Annotated in this window: 13 protein-coding genes and 1 pseudogene; 5 read left to right on the forward strand and 9 right to left on the reverse strand. The window is 74.8% G+C overall.

Features of this window, described 5'->3' with window-relative positions; all coding sequences use genetic code 11:
* Positions 1–146: 146 nt before the first annotated feature.
* The gene (locus tag GEV43_RS37890; RefSeq protein WP_160825510.1) at positions 147–953 is read right to left on the reverse strand and encodes an alpha/beta hydrolase; all 807 of its coding nucleotides are present in this window, start codon (positions 951–953) and stop codon (positions 147–149) included.
* A gap of 199 nt (positions 954–1,152) precedes the next feature.
* On the opposite strand from GEV43_RS37890, the pseudogene moaA reads away from it, so the two are divergent.
* A pseudogene (gene moaA / locus GEV43_RS37895) lies at positions 1,153–2,141 on the forward strand (GTP 3',8-cyclase MoaA).
* Positions 2,142–2,146: 5 nt separating this feature from the next.
* Entirely contained in the window at positions 2,147–3,070 is a 924-nt protein-coding gene (locus GEV43_RS56680; RefSeq protein WP_160825511.1) for an NTP transferase domain-containing protein, read from the forward strand.
* 47 nt (positions 3,071–3,117) lie between these two features.
* On the opposite strand, the gene GEV43_RS37905 is transcribed toward GEV43_RS56680, so the two are convergent.
* Positions 3,118–3,360 carry a hypothetical protein gene (locus GEV43_RS37905; RefSeq protein WP_160825512.1) on the reverse strand — a complete coding sequence of 81 codons (243 nt, stop codon included), beginning with the start codon at positions 3,358–3,360 and terminating at the stop codon, positions 3,118–3,120.
* A gap of 71 nt (positions 3,361–3,431) precedes the next feature.
* On the opposite strand from GEV43_RS37905, the gene GEV43_RS37910 reads away from it, so the two are divergent.
* On the forward strand, positions 3,432–5,237 hold the full coding sequence (locus GEV43_RS37910) for an MFS transporter (RefSeq protein ID WP_241684190.1): 1,806 nt from the start codon (positions 3,432–3,434) through the stop codon (positions 5,235–5,237).
* On the opposite strand, the gene GEV43_RS37915 is transcribed toward GEV43_RS37910, so the two are convergent.
* The 5 genes from GEV43_RS37915 to GEV43_RS37935 form a co-directional block, all read right to left on the reverse strand.
* Positions 5,159–6,682, reverse strand: a complete 1,524-nt coding sequence (locus GEV43_RS37915; RefSeq protein WP_160825513.1) for an NAD(P)/FAD-dependent oxidoreductase — start codon at positions 6,680–6,682, stop codon at positions 5,159–5,161. The genes GEV43_RS37910 and GEV43_RS37915 overlap by 79 nt on opposite strands.
* A complete protein-coding gene (locus tag GEV43_RS37920; protein ID WP_160825514.1) occupies positions 6,672–7,472 on the reverse strand; it encodes a tryptophan 2,3-dioxygenase in 801 nt (266 codons plus the stop codon). The genes GEV43_RS37915 and GEV43_RS37920 overlap by 11 nt, the downstream gene beginning before the upstream one ends.
* Positions 7,473–7,642: 170 nt before the next feature.
* The gene (locus GEV43_RS37925; RefSeq protein ID WP_160825515.1) at positions 7,643–8,320 is read right to left on the reverse strand and encodes a TetR/AcrR family transcriptional regulator; all 678 of its coding nucleotides are present in this window, start codon (positions 8,318–8,320) and stop codon (positions 7,643–7,645) included.
* A 14-nt stretch (positions 8,321–8,334) separates the two neighbouring features.
* The gene (locus tag GEV43_RS37930; RefSeq protein ID WP_160825516.1) at positions 8,335–9,909 is read right to left on the reverse strand and encodes a class I adenylate-forming enzyme family protein; all 1,575 of its coding nucleotides are present in this window, start codon (positions 9,907–9,909) and stop codon (positions 8,335–8,337) included.
* A 4-nt stretch (positions 9,910–9,913) separates the two neighbouring features.
* On the reverse strand, positions 9,914–10,477 hold the full coding sequence (locus tag GEV43_RS37935; RefSeq protein ID WP_160825517.1) for a VOC family protein: 564 nt from the start codon (positions 10,475–10,477) through the stop codon (positions 9,914–9,916).
* Positions 10,478–10,627: 150 nt separating this feature from the next.
* Here GEV43_RS37935 and GEV43_RS37940 point away from each other — a divergent pair, with 150 nt between their 5' ends.
* On the forward strand, positions 10,628–11,731 hold the full coding sequence (locus GEV43_RS37940; RefSeq protein ID WP_160825518.1) for an alpha/beta hydrolase: 1,104 nt from the start codon (positions 10,628–10,630) through the stop codon (positions 11,729–11,731).
* 338 nt (positions 11,732–12,069) lie between these two features.
* Here the strand turns inward: GEV43_RS37940 and GEV43_RS37945 are convergent, their stop codons facing one another.
* On the reverse strand, positions 12,070–12,903 hold the full coding sequence (locus tag GEV43_RS37945; RefSeq protein ID WP_160825519.1) for a lysozyme: 834 nt from the start codon (positions 12,901–12,903) through the stop codon (positions 12,070–12,072).
* A 289-nt stretch (positions 12,904–13,192) separates the two neighbouring features.
* On the opposite strand from GEV43_RS37945, the gene GEV43_RS37950 reads away from it, so the two are divergent.
* Positions 13,193–14,665, forward strand: coding sequence for a methionine--tRNA ligase (locus GEV43_RS37950; protein ID WP_160825520.1), 1,473 nt, complete (start codon positions 13,193–13,195; stop codon positions 14,663–14,665).
* An 8-nt stretch (positions 14,666–14,673) separates the two neighbouring features.
* Here GEV43_RS37950 and GEV43_RS37955 read toward each other — a convergent pair whose 3' ends face one another.
* The gene (locus GEV43_RS37955; RefSeq protein WP_309240146.1) at positions 14,674–15,210 is read right to left on the reverse strand and encodes a MarR family transcriptional regulator; all 537 of its coding nucleotides are present in this window, start codon (positions 15,208–15,210) and stop codon (positions 14,674–14,676) included.
* Positions 15,211–15,215 lie beyond the last annotated feature (5 nt).

Consider the following 15,215-nt stretch of genomic DNA (forward strand, 5'->3'; position numbering starts at 1 on the left):
CCGGAAGGGCGGGCGTGCGGCGCGCCGGGCGGGGTCAGCTCCGGCGGCGGGCCGGCCCGCCCAGCGCGAGCGCCGGCGTGATCAGCAGCAGCCGGGCGCGCAGCGAGAGCCGCCGCGGGGACGGGCGGCGGGCGCGCGGCACCGGCTCAGCCGAGGGCGCGGTCGATGAACGCGGTGATGTCCGCGAGGACCTCGTCGCGGTTGGTCTCGTTCAGGATCTCGTGCCGGGCGCCCGGGTAGATCCGCTCGGTGAGGTCGTCGCCGCGCACCGCCTCGATGCCCGCCCGGGTGCCGGCCAGGGGCACGAGCCGGTCGTCCTCGCCGTGCGCCCACAGCGTCGGCAGGGCCCCCAGCGACCCGTGCTCGTTGGCCAGGTCGATGGCGTCCTGCAACGCCTGGACGGTCGGCCGCTTGAACGGCCCGTGCCAGACCAGCGGGTCCTCGACGTACGCGCGGCCGACCTCCGGGTCGCGCGACAGCGTGGACGGGTCGATCGGCACGTCGGGCATCTCGTCCAGCTTGAGCAGCTCGGTCAGGGCGTCCCAGCGGCCGAGGACGGGGCCCGAGAGCACGAGCGCCGCCAGCTCCGCGCCGTACCGCTGCGCGTAGCGGGTCGCGATGAGCCCGCCCATCGAGTGCCCGATGAGCACGGTGGGCAGCCCCGGATGGTCCAGCCTGGCCGACTCGGCGACCGTGCGCAGGTCGGCGACCCAGGCGTCCACGTCGTCGACCAGGACGCGTTCGCCCGCCGAACGGCCGTGCCCGGCGTGGTCGGGGCCGCAGACGACCGCGCCGTGCCGGACGAGCGCGTCGGCGGCGTACCGGTAGCGGCCGAGGTGCTCGCCGTACCCGTGCGAGAGCAGCGCCACGTAGCGCGCCCCGCCGTTCGGCCAGATCCGCGCGGTGACCGCACCGCGCACCCCAGCGAACTCCCACTCCCGTGGCGTGGTCACACGCGCCTCCCGCGTCGCCGTCGTGTCCGGGCCGCGGTCCCCGGCGGCCCGCCGTTTGGACGATCATCCTAAGCCCGGGGCCGACGGACGGCCCGATCTCGTCGCCCGCGCCGCTCCGGTCACCGCGATGCCGCAATAGGCTGGGGGTTCACGCCCATGTGGGGCGGCGCCGCCGCCCGGCGGCAGGAGAGGGGTATCCGTGCTGGTCGACACCTTCGGTCGTACCGCGACCGACCTGCGGGTCTCCCTGACGGACCGGTGCAATCTGCGGTGCTCGTACTGCATGCCGCCCGAGGGGCTCGACTGGCTGCCGAAGCCCGAGCTGCTCACCGACGACGAGGTCGTGCGGCTCGTCCGGATCGCCGTCGAGAAGCTCGGCGTCACCGAGGTCCGCTACACCGGCGGGGAGCCGCTGCTGAGGCGCGGCATCGCCGGCATCGTGGAGCGCACCGCCGCGCTGTCCCCCCGCCCCGAGATCTCGCTCACCACCAACGGCATCGGCCTCGCCCGGCTCGCCGCGCCCCTCGCGGACGCCGGCCTCGACCGGGTGAACGTGTCGCTCGACACCCTCGACCGGGAGGTGTTCAAGCGGCTCGCGCACCGCGACCGCCTCGCCGACGTGCTGGAGGGCCTCGCCGCCGCGCACGCGTCCCGGCTCCGCCCCGTCAAGATCAACACGGTGCTGCTGCGCGGCGTGAACGAGGACGAGGCCGTCCCGCTGCTGCGCTTCAGCCTGGCGCACGGCTACCGGCTGCGGTTCATCGAGCAGATGCCGCTGGACGCCCAGCACGGCTGGACCCGCGACGGCATGATCACCGCCGACGAGATCCTGGCCCGGCTCGGCGAGGCGTTCACCCTCGCGCCGGACGAGCCCGACGCGCGCGGCAGCGCCCCCGCCGAGTCGTTCCTGGTCGACGGCGGGCCCGACCGGGTCGGCGTGATCGGGTCGGTGACGCGGCCGTTCTGCGGGCCTGCGACCGCGTCCGGCTGACCGCCGACGGGCAGGTCCGCAACTGCCTGTTCGCGACCGAGGAGTCCAACCTGCGCGACGCGATGCGCGCCGGGGCGTCCGACTCCGACCTCGCCGAACGCTGGCGCAAGGCCGTCCTCGGCAAGCGCGCCGGGCACGGCATCGACGACCCGGCGTTCCTCCAGCCCGCCCGGCCCATGTCCGCGATCGGCGGCTGAGGCCCGTGGCCGGGGCCCCGGAAGCGCCGGACGCGGCGGAGGCGGCGGACGGCTTCGACGCGGTCGTCCTCGCGGGCGGGCGCGCGCGCCGGTTCGGCGGCGGCGACAAGCCGGGCGCCGAGGTCGGCGGGCGGCCCCTGATCACGTGGGTGGCCGGAGCCGCCGCGCGCGCCGGGCGCCTCGTCGTCGTCGGCCCGCCGCGCACCGGGCTGCCGGACGGCGCGACGTTCGTCCGGGAGGACCCGCCCGGCGCCGGGCCCGTCCCCGCGCTGCGCACCGGGCTGCCCCTGGCGCGGGCGCCGTGGCTGGCGCTGCTGGCCGCCGACCTGCCGTTCCTGCGCCCCGCCCACCTCGACCGGCTGCTGGACGAGGCGCGCCGCGCCGGGGCGCCGGGCGCCGTCCTGGTCGACGGCGACGGCCGCGAGCAGTGGCTCGCCGGATGCTGGCGGACCGGCGCGCTCCGCGCCGCCCTCGACGGCTACGGCGGCGCGTCCCTGCGGGGCCTGCTCGGCCCGCTCGGCCCCGTCCGGGTCGCGCTCGCCGGGGACGTCCGCCCGCCCTGGTACGACTGCGACACCCCGAGGCGCTGGCCCGCGCCGAGGACCTCGCCGCGCGGCCCGGCCCCTGACCGTGCGAGAGTGGTCCCCGCGACCGCGAACGGCGAGGGGGACGACGTGCTGGAGGAGTGGATCGAGGCGGCCTGCCTCGAACTCGGTCTCGACCGCGCGGAGATCGACCGCGACCTGGTGCTCGACCTGGCCCGCGACGTCGCGCACGGCGTGGCCCGGCCGGGCGCGCCGCTGACCGCGTTCCTGCTCGGCCTCGCGGTCGGCCGGGGCGCCGCGGCCCGCGACGCCGCCGCCCGGCTCACCGAGATGGCCGAAGCCTGGCCCGACCGCCCCGGGCAGGCCCCCGCCGGGGGTGGATGACCCCGAGGGCTGAGGACTCCCGCGCGCGGCGGGGCGGGCTCCGGAGGTCAGGTCTCCGTGGGCGGTACGTCGCGGTCGGCGACCGGGACGACGTCGCGCAGGAAGCTCCGCCGGTCCAGGAAGGCCGACAGGCTCTCCCGGTGCTCGCCGCACGCCAGCCAGATCTTCCGCCGGTCCGGAGTGTGGATCTTGGGGTTGTTCCAGCGGAGGGCCCAGACGGCGTCGGCGCGGCAGCCCTTGGCGGAGCACTGGAGATCGTCGGGGGCGGGCCCGGGGGCGGAGTCGCTCACCCGGCCAGCCTGGCACAACGGCGCGGCGGCGGTCCGCCCGGGGGCCCGCGCCGGTCCGGGGCGCGGGGTGTTTGACCGGCGATCAGGCGGAGAAGACCAGCCACATGCGCTCCGAGGCCGACCCGGCGTCCGGCCGCGGCGGCGAGGCGCTCACCGGCCGCCGCCGCTGGCAGGCCGTGTCGGTCTGCCTGGTCGCCGCGTTCATGACCCTGCTGGACGTCAGCATCGTCAACGTGGCGCTGCCCTCGATCCGGGAGGGCCTGCACGCCTCAGAGGCGGGCCTCCAGTGGATCCTGTCCGGGTACGCGCTGACGTTCGGGCTCGTGCTGGTGCCGTCCGGGCGGCTCGGCGACGCCCGCAGCCGCCGCGCGGTGTTCATGGCGGGCCTCGCGCTGTTCACGCTCGCGAGCGCCGCGGCGGGGCTGTCGCCGACGATCGGGTTCCTGATCGGCGCGCGGCTCGTCCAGGGCGTCGCGGGCGGCGTGCTCAACCCGCAGGTCGCCGGTCTCATCCAGCAGCTCTTCCAGGGCGCCGAACGCGGCAAGGCGTTCGGCGCGCTCGGCGCCACCATCGGCATCGCGACGGCCGCCGGCCCGCTGCTCGGCGGCGGGCTGATCGCGCTCGCCGGGCCCGACGAGGGCTGGCGCTGGGTCTTCTACGTCAACATCCCCGTCGGCATCCTCGCCCTGCTGCTCGCGTGGCGGCTGCTGCCCGCGCCGGTGTACGGCGAGAAGCAGGGGCTCGACCCGCTCGGCGTGCTGCTGCTCGGCGCCGGCGTGGTGAGCGTCATGCTGCCGTTCGTCCAGGAGCAGCAGTGGCACGGCTGGGCCAAATGGCTCCTGGTCCTCTTCGGCGCGGCGCTGCTCGCGCTGTTCGTGGCCTGGGAGCGGCGCGCGAAGGCGCCGCTGGTCAACCTCGCGCTGTTCCGGAAGCGGTCGTACGCCCTCGGGGCCGCGATCGCGCTGCTCTACTTCGCCGGGTTCACCGCGGTCTTCTTCATCTTCACCCTCTACCTCCAGAACGGGCTGCACTACAGCGCGCTCGCCGCCGGCCTCTCCATCACGCCGTTCGCGGTCGGGTCGGGCGTCGCCGCGGCCGTCGGCGGACGGATCGTGGCGCGTTACGGCCGCCCGCTCGTCGCGATCGGCCTGGCGCTCGTGGCGGTCGGCCTCGGCGCCGCCTGGACGGCGGTCGAGTTGGAGCCCGGCTCCGGGGTCGCGTGGGCGACGGCGGCGCCGCTCCTGCTCGCCGGGCTCGGCAGCGGCCTGGTCATCTCGCCCAACCAGACGATCACGCTGTCCGAGGTGCCCTCCGCCGAGGGCGGCAGCGCGGCCGGGGTCCTCCAGACCGGCCAGCGGGTCGGCACGGCCGTCGGCATCGCCGCCGTCGGCGCGGTGTTCTTCGCGACCGTCGCCGGAACGCACGGCGACTGGGCGACGGCGTTCCGCCACGGCCTCATCGTGATCCTGGCGTTCGTCCTGGCCGCCCTCGCCGCCGCCATCTACGACCTGACCACCGGCAACGCCTCCCGCGCGTCCCGCGGCGGCAAGGGCGGACACGAGGCGCGCGACGGCCGAGGCGCGCACGCCGACCGCACCGGCAGCGGCGGCAACGGCGCGCACGCGGCCGGCGGCGGCAAGGGGGCGCACGCGGCCGGCGGCGGCAAGGGGGCGCACGGGGCCAGCGGCGGCAAGGGGGCGCACGCGGCCGACGGCGGCAAGGGGGCGCACGGGGCCAGTGACGGCAAGGGGGCGCACGGGGCCAGTGACGGCAAGGGGGCGCACGCGGCCGACGGCGGTCACCGTGGGCACGCGGGTCGTGATGGGCAGGGTGCGCACGCCGCCCGCGGGTCGCATGGGCGGCGGCACGGGCGGTAGCGGGCGCCGGTCGCCGCGGGAGGCGTCCGCGGGAGGCTAGGTACGGGGCGGCGGGTGCGGTTTCGCAGGGTTCGGGCGAGGCCCGCGGCGGTCAGTGCGGCCGCCGCCAGGGCGGCCGCCAGTGCCGCGTTCTGGCGCCTCAGCCGGGCGGGGATCTCGGCGTACGGGAGCGTGGAGAACGACACCAGCTCGTACCGCGACACGTACCGTCCGGCGAGCCGGCGTTCCAGCGCGTGCTGCGCGGCCTTGACCGTCCGGTAGACGGGCGAGGAGACCCGGTCGCGCATCTCCACGAAGTTGTCGAGGGCCATCTCGGCGATCGCGTCGGTGTTGGCCTTGCGGCGCTCCTGGTAGAGCGACAGCGCCCGCTCCCACCGGCCGCCGGTCTCGGTCAGGCAGCGGTCGATCTCGACGCAGTCCTCGAACGCGCAGTTGGCGCCCTGCCCGAAGAACGGCACGATCGCGTGCGCGGCGTCCCCGAGCAGCGCCACGATCGCGCCGTCGCCGTACCGCGTCCAGGGCCACGCGCGGACGGTGACGAGCGAGCCGACCGGGTTGCGCGCGAAGTCCTCGGTGAGGTCCGGCATGAGCCCCGCGACGTCCGGATAGCGCTCGGCGAAGAACGCGGTCACCTTCGCGGGCGTGTCGAGCGCCGCGAAGTCCTCCTTCGGCCAGAACAGCGTGCAGGTGAACGAGCGGTCCAGGTTCGGCAGCGCGATCATCATGGCGGAGCCGCGCGGCCAGATGTGCAGCGCGTCGGGGTCCAGGGCGAAGTCGCCGTCGCGCGGCGGGACGGTCAGCTCCTTGTAGCCGTGCTCCAGGAAGTCGGTGTCGCCGTCGAGGCCGAGCGACCGCCGGATGGCGCTGTAGGCGCCGTCGCCCGCGAGGACGACGTCGGCGCGTTCGGTGACGGTCCGCCCCTGGTCGCCGTCCGGGGCCTCCGCGCCGGGCTCGCCGTTCGCGTCGGGGGCGTTCTCCAGCAGGGTGATCGTGCCGGCGGCCGGGTCCACGCCGGTGACGCGCTGCGAGAAGCGCAGCGTCACGCCGGGCGTGGCCTCGGCCGTGTCGAGCAGCGCGCCGTTCAGCTCGGCGCGGCTGATGGAGTTGATGGCGCGCTCGCCGTCGGCGCTGTACGGCTGGAAGTTGCGCGCGCCGCCGAGCGGGTGCACCATCCGCCCGTGCATGGGCAGCGCCCGCTTGAGCGCCTGGTCGCGTAGGCCGACCTGCTCCAGCGCCGCGAGCCCGCGCGCCGAGATCGCCAGGTTGATCGAACGGCCCCGCTCGGCCCCGGCGACGCGCGGGTCGGGCCGCCGCTCGTACACCGTCACCCCGATCCCGCGCCGGCCGAGCAGCACCGCGAGCAGGCAGCCCGCGAGGCCCGCGCCGACGATCGCGACCCGCTCGCCGCGCGCCCCGTCGCCGGCCCGCGTCCCGTCACCGGCCATCGGGGCCGCCCTCCTCGATCTCCGAGCGGACCTCCCACAGGTCGGGGAAGGCCGGGGTGAACAGGGTGGAGCGCAGGTAGTCCGCCCCGGCGGACCCGCCGGTGCCGAGCTTGGCGCCGATCGTGCGCTCGACCATCTTGACGTGCCGGTACCGCCACTCCTGGACGCCCTCGTCCACGTCCACGAGCGCCTCGCACACCTCGACGGCGGGCCCGTTCTCGTCGGCGTAGACGTGCAGCAGCGCCCGCTGCACCTCCGGGTCGGGGCCCTGCGGGGCGGACGGGTCGCGCTCCAGCGCGGCGGCGGGGACCGGGTGGCCGAGCCCGGCGAGGTAGACCAGCAGCGAGCCGTACAGCGACCGGCGGCGGACGGCGGCGCGCAGCCGCTCGTCCTCGCGCAGGTCCGAGGCCGGGAACGAGCGCCGTCCGAGCACCGCCTCCAGCTCGCGGAACTGCGCGGACTGGAACCCGCTGGAGGTGCCGAGCTCGTCCCGGAACGACGCGAACTGGCGCGGCGTCATCGTCTCCAGGACGTCGAGCTGCCCCACCACGGTCTTGAGGATCTTGGCGATCCGGCGGGCGGTGTGCAGCGACCCGGCGCTGTTGCCCTCCTCCAGCCGCCGCTGGAGCAGGTCGGCCTCGTGCAGGAGCTGCTTGAACCACAGCTCGTACACCTGATGGATGATCACGAACAGCAGCTCGTCGTGCGCCCCGGTGCGGGGCCGCTGGCAGGACAGCAGGTCGTCCAGCCGCAGGTAGCCGCCGTACGTCATCGTCGGCGAATCCGCCATCACCGCCTCCTTGCGACATAACGGATGTGGCCCGCAGCATATTTGATCGCTGGATCGTTCCGTCAGAGCCGGAGGCCGGCCGATGCGCCGAGCGGTCGCGCGGGGGCGGGGCGCGGCGGCACGCGGGAGCGCCGCGACCCGGCGGTACGGGCGGGAGGGGGAGCGCGGCGTCAGGTCTGCTCGGGCGGGTCGCCGCGCCAGTAGATCGACTTGACCCAGATCGTGGCGAGCGTGTCGACGGCGCGCTCGTCGTCGAACTCGGTCTCGGTGCGCTCGCCGCCCTGCGCCTGCCAGATGTAGCAGAAGTGCTCCAGCATCGCCGACAGCGCGGAGGCGGTGAGGACGGGGTCGAGGCCGGGGCAGTAGCCGTGCCGCTGGGCGCGCCGCACCTCGCCCGCGATGCGTTCGATGGCCTCGGCGCGGATCGCCAGCCACCGGTCGCGGAACTGCTCCTCCAGCATCGACGCCTGGAACACGCCGATCAGCTCCCCGCGCCGCCGCGCGTAGGTGCGCCAGAACGCCGCCACCGACTCGCGCAGCGCGTCCTCGGGCGACAGGCCGCGCCGGAACGGCAGCACGGCGAGCTCGGTCGCCTCCTCGTGGAACTCCTCGGCCAGGGCGATCAGCAGGTCGGCCTTGGTCTCGTAGTAGTTGTAGAAGGAGGCGACCGACTTGCCCGCCTCGGCCGCGATGTCGCTGATCTTGGCGTTGAAGTAGCCCTCGCGGGCGAACACCGCGCGGGCCGCGTCCCGGAACGCCCGGTCGGTCTCCCGCCCCTTGCGGGTCGACTTGGCCGGGCGGTCGGCGCCGCCGCTCGGGCGCGACTTGACGATCGTGTGCTTCTTCATGACGGACGACCAGGCTACGACACCCGGCGGCCCCGCCCGGCCCAGTGCCGCTCCCGCAGGGCCGTTTTCACGATCTTCCCGGTCGCGTTGCGGGGCAGCTCGGGGACGAACGTGATCCCCGTCGGGCACTTGAACCCCGCCAGCCGCTCGCGCGCCCACGCCGTCAGCGACGGGGCGTCCAGCGGCCCGGCGTCCGGCGACTCGCCCGCGCGGACGACGGCCGCGTGGACGGTCTCGCCCCACCGCTCGTCCGGGACGCCGAACACCGCCGCCTCCCGTACGCCCGGGTGCGCGGCGAGGACGGACTCGACCTCCGCCGGGTACACGTTCTCCCCGCCGGTCACGATCATGTCCTTGAGCCGGTCGACGATCGTGAGGTGGCCGCCGGCGCCGATCGTCCCGATGTCGCCGGTGCGGTAGAAGCCGTCGCCGGTCATCACCTCGCGGGTCGCGTCCGGGTCGTTCCAGTAGCCGAGGAACGGGGCGGCGCCCCGCACCTGGACCTCCCCGAACTCGCCGAGCCTGACCTCCCAGCCGAGCGAGGGCCGCCCCGCCGTGCCGAGCAGCCCGCGCGCCGGGTCGTGGTCCTCGGGCGGCAGCGTCGTGACCGGGAGCGGCCCGGTCTCGGTCGAGGCGTAGTTCTGCCGGAACCGGCAGCCGAGCGTCTCCACCGCGAGCCCGAGCAGGGCCGGGTCGATCGGCGACGCCCCGTACACGACCTCGACCAGGTCGCCGAGGTCGGGCGGCGTGGCGCGGCTCCGCACCTCCTCGGTGACCGCGCGGATCAGCGTCGGGACGAGCTGGGTGAGCTGGATCCGGCGGGCGGCGAGCTCGTCCACGAACGCGGCCGTGTCGAACCCGCCGAGCACGTGCAGATGCCCGCCCGTGAACACGGTGTAGACGAGGTTGGCGAGCCCGGCGACGTGGAACAGCGGCAGCGCGCTCAGGTGCCGCGCGCCCGGCACCGCCTCGGGCACCTCCAGCTTGAGGAACGTCACCGCGCCGATGAGCTGCTCGTGCGTGACCGGCACCAGCTTGGGCCGCCCGGTCGTGCCGCTCGTGTGCAGCAGCAGGGCGGGCTCGGGGCCGCGCAGCCGCGCGACGGGCCGTTCGGGCGGGGGACCGGCGGCGGGCTCGTCCTCCAGCCGCAGGACCGTCACGCCCGCGTCCCCGGCAGCGCCCGCGGCTCCCGGCGCGCCCGCGTCCCTGGCAGCGGCTCCGGCCGCGCTCGCGGACAGGGCGGCCTCGACCAGCGGGGCGCACGCCTCGTCGGTGACGACCGCCGCGGGCCGGGCGAGGTCCAGCAGGCCGCCCAGCTCGGGCGCGGCGAGCCGCCAGTTGACCGCGGCGGGCAGGGCGCCCGCGCGGATCAGCCCGAAGAACGCCACCGCCCACCGGACCGAGTTGCGCGCGACGATCGGGACCACGTCGCCCTCGCGGACGCCCGCGGCGGCGTACCCGGCGGCGGCGCGCTCCGCCGCCGCGGCCAGCTCGCCGAAGGTCAGCACGGCGCCGCGGTGGTCGCCGAGCGCGGCGTGGTCGCGGGTGACGGAGGCGCGCCACTCCAGGACGTGCGTCAGGGACAGCAATCGATCACACCTTCGCGACGCGACGGTCGGCCGCCGTGCGCGGTTCGACCCCGAGGTCCTCCGGCTGCGCGAGCTCGCGGCGCCAGCAGGCGAACTCCAGCAGGATGCCATCGGGGTCCTGGAAGTAGAAGGACCGGATGTAGACCTTGTCGTGGAACTCGGTCGCGTACCCGAGGGGGCTGTCGTCGTGGTCGATCACCGGCGCGACCTTGACGCCCTTGGCCTTCAGCTTCGCCCGGTACTCCAGGAACCGCTCCTCGGGGACGCTGATCGCGACGTGGTTCATCGTGCCGACCGCCGTGGTGAACTCGCCGATGCCGGGCGAGGTCTGCGCGGTCGTCAGGCCGGGGACGGCGTCGGGCGCCTCCGGGAACCAGAAGAACGCCAGCAGGTTGCCGCCGCCCATGTCGAGGAAGAAGTGCTGCCCGCCGTCCGGCAGGTCGATCGTCTTCACCAGGCGCATCCCCAGCACCCCGGTGTAGAACTCCACCGTGCGCTTCATGTCCGAGCAGACCAGGGCGAGGTGGTTCACCCCGCCGAGCTCGAACTCCCGGTTGCTCCACGCCATGCCGTACCTCCCAGTCGGATCGCTATAACTGAATCTAAACTCAGTTTCTGATTTACGCTAGCCTGCGAAGCGAACCGGATTCGGTCGGCGTACCGTCGAGGGGCCGTCCAGGGCCGGCGTGCGCCCGTCGCAGAGACTGAGGAGGCCGCGATGACCGAGGTCGTCAGGGAGTTCGTGGGGCTGCCGTCGCCCCTGATCGGCAGGGCCGGCGCGGGCGGCCACCCGTGCCAGGGCGTCTACCACCGCCCGGCGGGGAACCCGCCGAAGACGGCGTTCATCGCCGCCCACTACAACATCGACTTCTCCGAGCACTACCTCGCCGAGCACCTCGCCGCCCGCGGCTACGGCTTCCTCGGCTGGAACACCCGCTTCCGCGGCGCGGAGGCGTACTTCCTGCTCGACCACGCGCTCGCCGAGATCGGCGTCGGCGTCCGCTGGCTGAAGGAGCACGCCGGGGTCGAGCGCGTGGTCCTTCTGGGCAACTCCGGCGGGGGCTCGCTCATGTCGGCCTACCAGTCCCAGGCCGTCGAGCCGAACGTCACGCCGGTCGCCGGGATGCGCCCCGTCGCCGCGATCGAGGACCTGCCCGCCGCCGACCTGTACGTGGCGCTCGCCGCGCACTCGGGCCGTCCCGAGGTGCTCACCGCCTGGATGGACCCGTCCGTCACCGACGAGAACGACGTGCTCTCGGTCGACCCGGACCTCGACCCGTTCAACCCGGAGCACGGCCCGCCCTACAGCCCCGAGTTCCAGGCCCGCTACCGCGCAGCACAGCGCGCGCGCAACGAACGCATCACCGACTGGGCGCTCGAACGGCTCGACGCGCTCAAGGGCACGCGCGCCCGCGACCGGGTCTTCACCCTCAACCGGACGTGGGCGGACCTGCGGATGATCGACCCGACGATCGAGCCCTCCGACCGCAGGCCGAACTGGTGCTACCAGGGCGAGCCCGCCAAGGCCAACTACGGCGTCTTCGGCATCGGGGCGCTGTGCACGCTGCGCACGTGGCTGTCGATGTGGAGCCTGCGCACGTCCCAGTGCATCGCCGCGCCGCACCTGGCGCGCATCACCGTCCCGTCGCTGGTCATCCACGCCACGGCGGACGAGTGCGTGTACGACAGCGACGCCCGCGCGGTCTTCGGCGCGATCGCGGCCGAGGACAAGCGGCTGGAGTTCGTCAAGGACGGCCACTACGTCCTCGACAGCCGCCCCCAGGTGGCCGACATGATCGCCGCCTGGGTCGCCGAGCACTGACCCGCCCCCCGCCCCGCCGCGCGGCCAAGCCCCGCGGCGGGGCGCCGAGTCCCGTCCGCGCGGTGACGCCGAGCCGGACCCGCAAACCCACCCCGTCTCGGCCCCCGCACCTCAAGACGCGAACCCCAGAAGACCGGGCCGCAAGACCCGCTCGCGCCAGCGCCGCGCGGGGTCGGCGACGAGGCGGCGCGACTCCAGGTCGATGAGGCCGCTCACGTGACTCACCTCCGCGGCGACCGTGCCGTCCGGACGCCTGAGGACATGCTCGACGCGATAGGTCTTCCCGCCACCCAAGACCCAGGCGCACGAGCGATTGCCATGCTGCGCGGTGCTGGGGATCAGCGGGTGGGGTGGGTGGCGAACGCGGTGAGGCTTTTCGGGGTGCCCTTGTAGGCGTTCTGGTCGCCGACGAAACGGCCCGCGTCGTCGTACTGCCAGATGGTGGCCTTCCTCCAGCCGCCCGGCAGCGGGCTCGGCAGGTCGGTGCGCCACCGCGCCATCCAGAGCGGATGCGATCTGAACGCCTTCGTGTCGCCGGTGCAGTCCTTCCACCAGTGGTAGTTGGTGTAGATGAGCGGGCGGCGTCCCGTCCGGGCGCGGTAGCGGGCGGTGAAGCCGCCGATCCACTTGACCATGGACCTGGCGGAGAGGCCGAAGCAGCGGTTCAGGCCGTTCCGGTACGGGTTGTTCTCGATGTCGAGCGCGCCGGGAAGCGTCCGCCCGTCGGGCCTCCACTTTCCGCCATTGGCCAGGAAATGGTCGGCCTGCACCTTTCCGGACGACTTGTTGGGCAGGGCGAAATGGTACGCGCCCCGGATCAGCCCGGCCCTGCGGGAGCCGCGGTACTGCTGGGCGAAATACGGGTTCTTGTAGCCGGTGCTCTCGGTGGCCTTCACCACCGCGAAGCGGGCTCCGAGGCCGCGCGCCCTCTTCCAGTCGACGTTGCCCTGCCAGCTGCTGACGTCGAGCCCGCCCAGGTGGCCCGCCGGGATGCGGGTGGTGTGCGCTGGACGCCGTCCTTGGCCGGCGGCGCCGCCCGACCCTGCGTAGCCCTCGCCCGGACTCAGGTCCGTGCCCGGGGCCGCGCTCGCGGCGCCCGGCGCGAGCGCCGTGAACGCGGTCGCGGCGATGACCGCGGTCAGGGCGAGCGCGACATTTCGTGAACGAGACAAGTTCCCTCCCTCGTTGGCCGAATGGGGTGATCTTGCATCGCGAAATCTCCGTTTCCCGGCTTTGACTCGGGGATGTTGGGAAAAGGATCGGCAAAATCCTTTAGACGGCTTGCGGACACCTGCCGGGAATCGCACGGAAAACCGGTGGAGGCGGCGTGCTCCCCGTTGCTACGGTCGTCCGCATGAACGGATTCGCGGTGATGGGCGGCCCGCCGGGTCGCTGACGCCGCATGTCCACGAGGCCCTGACGACGGGGCCCGTGCCGGAGCCCCGGGGAGCGGAGGTTCCGATGACGACCGATCCGACCGGCATCGCCGGGAACGACTCGCCGACCTATCTGACGACGACCATCCCGTACGTCAACGCCCGTCCCCACCTCGGGTTCGCGCTGGAACTGGTGCAGGCCGACGTCCTCGCGCGGCACGCCCGGCTCGCGGGACGCGGGCCGGTCAGGCTCCAGACCGGCACCGACGAGAACTCCCTGAAGAACGTCCTCGCGGCCGAGGCCGCCGGCGTCCCGGTGCGCGACTTCGTCGACCGCAACGCGCGGGCGTTCCTGGACCTGCACGGTCCCCTGTCGGTCTCGGCCGACGACGTGGTCCGCACCAGCGAGCCGCGCCACCGCGCCGGGGTCGAGCGGCTGTGGCGCGCGTGCGCGCACGACCTGTACCGGCGGCGGTACGAGGGCCTGTACTGCGTCGGCTGCGAGGCGTTCCACGCCAAGGGCGGGCGCTGCGCCGAGCACGGCACAGAGCTGGAACGGGTCTCGGAGGAGAACTGGTTCTTCCGGCTCTCCCGCCATACCGGCCGGCTGCACGACCTGATCGCGAGCGGCGCGCTCAGGATCGAGCCCGCCGAACGGCGCCGCGAGGTCCTCGGCCTCGTGGCCGGCGGGCTGGAGGACTTCTCGGTGTCGCGCCCGGCGGCGCGGGCGCGCGGGTGGGGGATCCCCGTCCCCGGCGATCCCGGGCAGGTGGTGTACGTGTGGTGGGACGCCCTCGCCAACTACCTGACCGCGCTCGGCGACGACCGCGGCCGCTGGTGGACGGACGCCGGGCGGCGCGTCCACGTGGTGGGCAAGGACGTGCTGCGGTTCCACGCCGTGCACTGGCCGGCGATCCTGCTGTCGGCGGGCGAGGCGCCGCCGACCGACGTGCTCGTCCACGACCACCTGACGGTGGACGGCCGCAAGATCAGCAAGTCGGGCGGTCCCGCGGTCGACCCGGTGGAGCTGGTCCGCGCGTACGGCACGGACGCGGTGCGGTGGTGGCTGCTGCGCGACGTGGCGCGCGTCGGCGAGACCGACTTCACCGCCGGACGCCTGGCCGCCCGCGCCGACCGGGAGCTGGCCCACGGCATCGGCAACCTCGTCAAGCGCGTGGTGACGCTCGTCCACCGGCACCGGGACGGCCGCGTCCCGGCGGACGGCGACGCCGCGCCGTTCTTCGCGGGCGTGGACGAGTCGGTCGCGGCGGCGCTCCATGACGCCGACTTCCGGGCGGCGACCGGCGCGTTGTGGAACGTGGTCGTGGAGGCCAACCGCCACATCGAGCGCGTCCGGCCCTGGGACCTGGCCGGGCGGCGGGGCGCGGGCCGCGACCTCGACGAGGCGCTGGCGACGCTCATCGGGGTGTGCCGCGGGTTGGCCGTCCGGCTGGAGCCGTTCCTGCCGGACGGGGCGGCGCGCGCCCGCGCCGCGCTCGACGACCGCGGCGGCGGCGCGCTCCCGCCCCCGGAGTCCCTGTTCGGCCGCCACCTCTGACCCAGGGGTCAGAGGTCCCCGGCGGAGTGGCGGACGGTGCGCAGGACGCCGGTGATCTCGGCGGCCTCGGAGCGGGTGAGGCCGGGCAGGCCGAAGTCGGCGTCGTGCAGGGCGGCCGTCGCCTCCTCGGCCAGCTCGCGGCCCGCCGGGGTGATGGAGGCGAGGACGACGCGGCGGTCGTCGGGGGAGGGGGCGCGGCCGACCAGGCCGCGCTGCTCCAGGCGGCCGATCACGTTGGTGACCGAGGCGGGGTGCACCATGAGGCGCACGCCCATCTTGCCCATCGGCAGCGTGCCGGTCCGGGCGAACGCGAGCAGCCGCAGGGCCTCGTAGGCGGCGAACGTGAGCCCGTACGGCTTGAGCACGGCCTCGACCCGGCTGAGCAGGAGCTGCTGGGCGCGCATCACCGAGGTCACGGCGGCCATGTGGTCGGCGTGCTCGGGCCACCGGGCGCTCCACTGGCGGCGCGCCTCGGCGATGGGATCGCGGGGGTCGGGGCTGGGCACGGCCCCACCGTACTGGGGGCCCTTGACCTGGTCGCGCACGGCAA

Origin of the sequence: Actinomadura sp. J1-007, assembly GCF_009793335.1 — a bacterium.
Lineage (GTDB): Bacteria > Actinomycetota > Actinomycetes > Streptosporangiales > Streptosporangiaceae > Spirillospora > Spirillospora yumaensis.